Source organism: Persicitalea sp. (genome assembly GCF_041751555.1).
Classification (GTDB): domain Bacteria; phylum Bacteroidota; class Bacteroidia; order Cytophagales; family Spirosomataceae; genus Persicitalea.
In genome coordinates this window covers 1-5,345 of record NZ_JBGSXF010000105.1, presented here as the reverse complement: position 1 = coordinate 5,345, position 5,345 = coordinate 1, and the positions used below count along the sequence as shown (strand labels likewise).

Sequence of the window (5,345 nt, the reverse complement as noted above, 5' to 3'; positions counted from 1 at the left end):
TTGAATAGATCAGGGAATGGGCAGCAGCTTACTATCCTTAAAGGTGGACATGATGACCATCGTCGTCGTGTTCGCCACTTCCTCGATTTCGTTAATCGTTTCGAGCATCAGTTTCTGGTAAGAACTGATGTCCTGCGAAATGACTTTCAGCAAGAAATCACCCGTACCCGTAATGTGGTGGCACTCGATGATCTCGGGAATGATGTTCACCGTAGCCACGAATGAGTCGGTAGTTACTTTTTTATGACCCGTTAGCGAGATTTGGACAAAGGTCGTTACGCCGAGACCTACCTTGGCGGGGTCAAGTTGGGCGTGATAACTTTTGATAATTCCTCCCTGTTCGAGTTTTTTGACACGCTCAAGCGTGGGGGCAGGAGAAAGACCGATTTCTTTGGACAACTGTGCGTTGGTGATTTTGGCGTTCGATTGCAATATTTCGAGCACCTTCCGATCAATTTGATCGAGTTTCAGGTTGGAAGACATTAGCTTGGCACGGATTAAAATTGAAGCAATTAAAAGTGCCGCAAAGCTAGTTAGTTTCCAGAATATTATTACTAATTAATGAAGGAATAATATTCAAAAGTGAAATAATAATGGGCAAAAACCTGATTTTGCCCACTATTATTAGGTTTGCGTTCCCTATTTCTCAACCTTCGGCTGGGCAGCACTAAACTGCGTACGATTCAATTCTTTGCAAAAAATCCTGGTAAGTCGCCCGGATGCCTTCTTCGATATCCGTTGTATGTCGCCAGCCCAGGCCGTGGAGCTTACCTACATCCATCAGCTTGCGAGGCGTGCCATCCGGCTTGTCGGTATTCCAATTAATTGCGCCTTCGTAACCCACTACCTCTTTAATCAACTCAGCCAAAGACTTGATGGTCAAGTCGTCGCCCGTGCCAACATTCACCAGTTCGGATTCATCGTAGTGCTGCATCAGAAAGTAGCAGGCGTCAGCCAGGTCGTCGGCGTGCAGAAATTCGCGACGCGGCGAGCCAGTTCCCCACAGTTCCACGGCAGGTTTCCCCTCGACTTTGGCCTCATGGAATTTCCGAATCATGGCGGGCAACACGTGCGAGTTTTCAAGGTCATAGTTGTCGTTGGGGCCGTAGAGATTGGTCGGCATGACCGAGATGAAATGGCTGCCGTATTGGCTACGGTAGGCTTCGCAGAGCTTGATGCCCGCGATTTTGGCAATAGCGTAGGGTTCGTTGGTAGGTTCGAGCGTTCCAGTGAGCAGGTAGTCCTCGCGCAACGGCTGCGGGGCCATTTTGGGATAAATGCAGGACGATCCCAGGAACATTAATTTCTTGACACCCGACCGATGGGCGCTGTCGATGACATTGTTCTGAATTTGCAGGTTTTCCAGCAGAAACTCAGCGCGGAAGATGTTATTGGCCATAATCCCGCCTACTTTGGCCGCCGCCAAAAATACGTAATCGGGTCGTTCCTCTTCAAAGAATTTCCGTGTAGCCACCTGCTCGCGCAGGTCCAGTTCAGTGGAGGTGCGGACGACGAAATTCGTGAAGCCTTCCGCCTTCAACTTGCGGTAAATAGCCGAGCCCACCATGCCCCGGTGTCCGGCGATGTAAATCTTATCGTTCTTTTCCAAGCTAAAAATGATTTTGGATATTGGACCACCCGGCGGCCCGGTATGGACGTTGGATGTCCAGTTTAGGACAAAGGTAGGAATCCCTAACCTTACATCCCATAAGACGTCAGCACCAAGCTACGACCCGCCGCCCGGTCGCGGTGTTCGCAAAGGTAGATGCCCTGCCAAGTACCGAGGTTGAGTCGCCCGTCGGTAACCGGAATACTCACAGAACTACCCAGAATCGACGCTTTCAAGTGCGCGGGCATATCGTCGCTGCCTTCGTAGTTGTGGATGTAGTAAGGAGCCTCTTCGGGTACCATTTGGTTAAAATGACTCTCGAAATCTTTACGCACGGTAGGGTCGGCATCCTCATTGATCGTCAGGCTTGCCGAAGTATGTTTGATAAAAACGTGCAAAATCCCGGCCCTAAGGGATCGTAATTCAGGCATTTCCCGCTCCACCCGTTCGGTAATCAGGTGAAAACCTCGAGGAAAAGCGGGCAAACGAAATTCTCGCTGGAAAACCTGCATCGCTTGAAAAGGGTCAAAGGTTAATGCGAATTTGAAGTGATGAGCTGCGTTCAACAACTTTGTCTTTACAAACAGCTAGCCCTTAGCGTCTTTTGAAGTTAGCCATTAATCCTTGTACTTTAATCATTGACCCCTTGATTAATTGTCCACAACCACCCTCGCCGAACCACTGCTGGTCCCCGTACCGCAGGCGTTTTTCAGCGAACTAATCGTAAAGTCGGTAGTAGTTTTCGGCGAAACCGAAATCAGGTACGGGTTCAGAAAAGTACCCGATACGGAGGAGCCGTCCGAAAGCGTGAACGACCAGGGCGGCAGGCCATTCTTGAATTTGAGCCGGATGCGCGTAGAGTTACCCGGCGTGATGGCTCCCCGGCCCGAAACCTCGCCCACGGCCATGTCAGGGGCGACGATCTGAATTTCCCGAGCCCCGCTGGCTACTCCCGGCGCGGTGGCCACGATGCGCAGATTGTAAGTGGCGACGGTATCGCGCATGGTGGGGGGCGTTATTTTCGCCTTCAGCGGACTTTCCTTACCCGTGGTAGGCATGTCCACGTAGCGTCCCGTGCTATCGGAGACCTGCACGATGAATTTGTTAGCGGCGTAGAACCGGCCCGTTGTCGTGAACGGCAGGGAGATTTCGCCCCCTGAGCAGATCAGAGTCTGCGAAGGATTCCCTATCGCGATATCGGAAGGCGGCACGTCCACCGATACATAGGCGTTACCGCTGAAAGTACCCACGCCGCACAAGCCACCTGCCGACGTGATTGTGTAGTTGGTGGTATTGTAGGGCGATACCTTGATGTTGTAAGGAGAGGTTAAGATGTTGTTTTCGTAAGTACCATCCGAAAGCAATACAAACCACGGCCCGCCGCCTTGAAACTGTAAAGAAAGATCGGCGCTACCGCCTTCTTTCAACTTAACCGAATCCCGGCGCAGCACGGTTTGCGTGGGGGCAGCGATGGTGATGCGGGTACTGTCGCTGACCAGCCGGGGCGAGGTGGAGATGATGCGTAGCGTGTAGTCGCCCATCGCGGTACCGGGCGGAACGCGGGCCATGATTGGGGCGGTAGTGTCGCCGGAAGTAATGTTTTTGAAAGCGCCCTTGCTGTCAGAAATCTGCACCAGAAAATTATTACCCGCCTTGTAGGCTCCCGTCGCGCTGAAATTCACCTGAAAAGGCGTGTTGGTACACACGCGGTAACCCTTGTCAGGGTCTTTTAGGGCCAGGCGTGGTTCGGGGTTGGCGTCCACGTTGACGATAACGCTGCCGTCCACCGTACCGCTGCCGCAGGCGTTAGCCACGCCCAGCAGTTTGTAGGTCGTGATCTTTTCGAGTTTTGTAGAAAGGTAGTAGGGATTGGTAACCGTCTCGGTGATCATCGTGCTGTCCGACAACTGGAACGACCACGGACCCGACCCTGTAAAAACAACCCGCAACTGCGCGTCCTGACCGGGCATGATGCGCGAGGAAGTAGATCCGTCGGCCGATTCTAGCTTCGCGGTCGGCGTGGGCAACAGCCGCAGCGATACCTCGCTGCCGACCACTGCCGGACTGGTGGAAACGACCCGCAGACGGTAGAGATGCCCACCTCGTTTGTCGGCCGGAATGATCGCCGTGATCGGCCCTTTCTTGATCCCTTCCGAAATAGACACAGCGTTGCCCCGGACATCCACGAGCTGCACTGAAAATAAGTTATCGTCATTAAATGGCCCCTGCGGCGTGAACGGAACGACAATTCGGCTGCCGGGGCATACAGAGTAATACGAAACGCTTCCGGTACGAATGGCAAAGGTCTGAATGCTGTCGGCAATATTTTTGCCAAATTGATCCGGCTTTTTTATGGCTTCAGCAGCGTCACGGTCGGGGCCGGTCATCGAGGTGTCAGCCTGCGGGATGCTGGGTACGACCTGCGCCTCGGCGGGATTGAACAAAGTCAGAAACGAGCACAGGAAAAAACCAACCGGAAGAATTCTAATCATTTATCAAGCGATTTGACACTAATTTCTGAAACGAAAAAACCGTGCATTCCGTAAGGGCGGACTTAATTATTAATTTTTTGTCCCGAAAAGCTAATGCATCGCCACCAGCCGACTGCCGCGCAGCACGGGTACCACGTCGTAAAGGTCGGTTTGCAGTGAATACGAAATGTCTTTCTGAATGCCCAGCCGCTGCAAACGCCGCACGTGCGAAGAATTAGCAACGAAGTTGAGCAAGTTACCCCTACCCTGCTGGTACAACCGCTGCGCCATCAGGGCAGCATCCTCTACCAAAATGAATTCGTCCTTCAAAGCCTCGGCTACCGCTCCGGCAAAGAGCGTGTCTTCCAGATTGGGCCGACCTTTCCAGCCCGCGCACAGTACCAGCACATCATACTGCTCGGAGCGTAGTTCGTTCACTAACGCGCCCAAATTCAAAAACGCCCCAATCATCACTTTTACCGCCGCTGACTTGGCCTTGGCAATGGACAACGTACCGTTGGTAGTAGTCATGGCAATATCCGAACCGATTAGCCTTTCGGACATATAGCTGAACGGCGAATTGTCGAGATCGAAACCCTCCACCTTCATGGCGTTGCGTTCGGCGGCGGCGAAGTACCCCTTATCCTGCAAAGCCTTGCACTCTTCCACCGTAGCGACGGGCGTGATACTGCCCACGCCGTGGGCCAGCCCCGTCACCATGCAGGAAGTAGCCCGGAAAATATCCGCCACGACTACGACTACGTTATCCAGGCGGTGTAGATGCAGTAAATCCGGCGTAAGGCAAACGTCAAGTTGTTTCAAAAGTCAATTTTGAATTAGTGAATGAGAGGATGACGGTGCGCCGCTGCGCTAGAATATCTATTCGTCGCTACCTAACTCGGCCGCACTTTGTCGCTCTGTGGCTTTGTCACTTTGCCACTCAAAAAAATGGCATCTTCACCACCCTCGCCCCCAACAACTTTTCCCGCACTTTTACGGTAATTGCGGTGCCGGGTTTTGCGTAGGCGGTGGGGACGTAGCCCATGCCGATACCTTTTTGGAGCGTGGGCGAAATGGTGCCGGACGTTACTTCGCCGATCTTTTCACCTTCTACCGTGCAAAGGTCGTAGTGGCCGCGCGGGATGCCTTTTTCCGTGAGTTCAAAGCCGACTAGTTTACGGGGCAGGCCTTTTTCCTTCTGGGCTTTGAGGGCTTCGGCGTTGATGAAGCTTTTGTTGAATTTCGTGACCCAGCCCAGGCCTGCT

General features: G+C 52.8%; 6 protein-coding genes. All 6 read right to left on the bottom strand.

The window, feature by feature from the left end:
- Positions 1–9: 9 nt before the first annotated feature.
- Positions 10–483, bottom strand: a complete 474-nt coding sequence (locus ACEW8P_RS03515) for an Lrp/AsnC family transcriptional regulator (protein ID WP_373511725.1) — start codon at positions 481–483, stop codon at positions 10–12.
- A gap of 184 nt (positions 484–667) precedes the next feature.
- The gene (locus ACEW8P_RS03510; RefSeq protein ID WP_373511724.1) at positions 668–1,609 is read right to left on the bottom strand and encodes a GDP-L-fucose synthase family protein; all 942 of its coding nucleotides are present in this window, start codon (positions 1,607–1,609) and stop codon (positions 668–670) included.
- Positions 1,610–1,698: 89 nt separating this feature from the next.
- Positions 1,699–2,121, bottom strand: a complete 423-nt coding sequence (locus ACEW8P_RS03505; RefSeq protein WP_373511723.1) for a secondary thiamine-phosphate synthase enzyme YjbQ — start codon at positions 2,119–2,121, stop codon at positions 1,699–1,701.
- Between the two features lie 138 nt (positions 2,122–2,259).
- Entirely contained in the window at positions 2,260–4,101 is a 1,842-nt protein-coding gene (locus tag ACEW8P_RS03500; RefSeq protein ID WP_373511722.1) for a hypothetical protein, read from the bottom strand.
- Positions 4,102–4,191: 90 nt separating this feature from the next.
- The gene (locus tag ACEW8P_RS03495; protein ID WP_373511721.1) at positions 4,192–4,902 is read right to left on the bottom strand and encodes a 2-phosphosulfolactate phosphatase; all 711 of its coding nucleotides are present in this window, start codon (positions 4,900–4,902) and stop codon (positions 4,192–4,194) included.
- 118 nt (positions 4,903–5,020) lie between these two features.
- A partial coding sequence (locus ACEW8P_RS03490) for a glycine cleavage T C-terminal barrel domain-containing protein (protein WP_373511720.1) occupies positions 5,021–5,345 on the bottom strand: 325 nt, incomplete at its 5' end.

Coding starts and splice junctions, on each gene's coding strand:
- ACEW8P_RS03515 (WP_373511725.1), bottom strand. CDS start 483: ATGTCTTCCAACCTGAAACTCGATCAAATTGATCGGAAGGTGCTCGAA.
- ACEW8P_RS03505 (WP_373511723.1), bottom strand. CDS start 2,121: ATGCAGGTTTTCCAGCGAGAATTTCGTTTGCCCGCTTTTCCTCGAGGT.
- ACEW8P_RS03500 (WP_373511722.1), bottom strand. CDS start 4,101: ATGATTAGAATTCTTCCGGTTGGTTTTTTCCTGTGCTCGTTTCTGACT.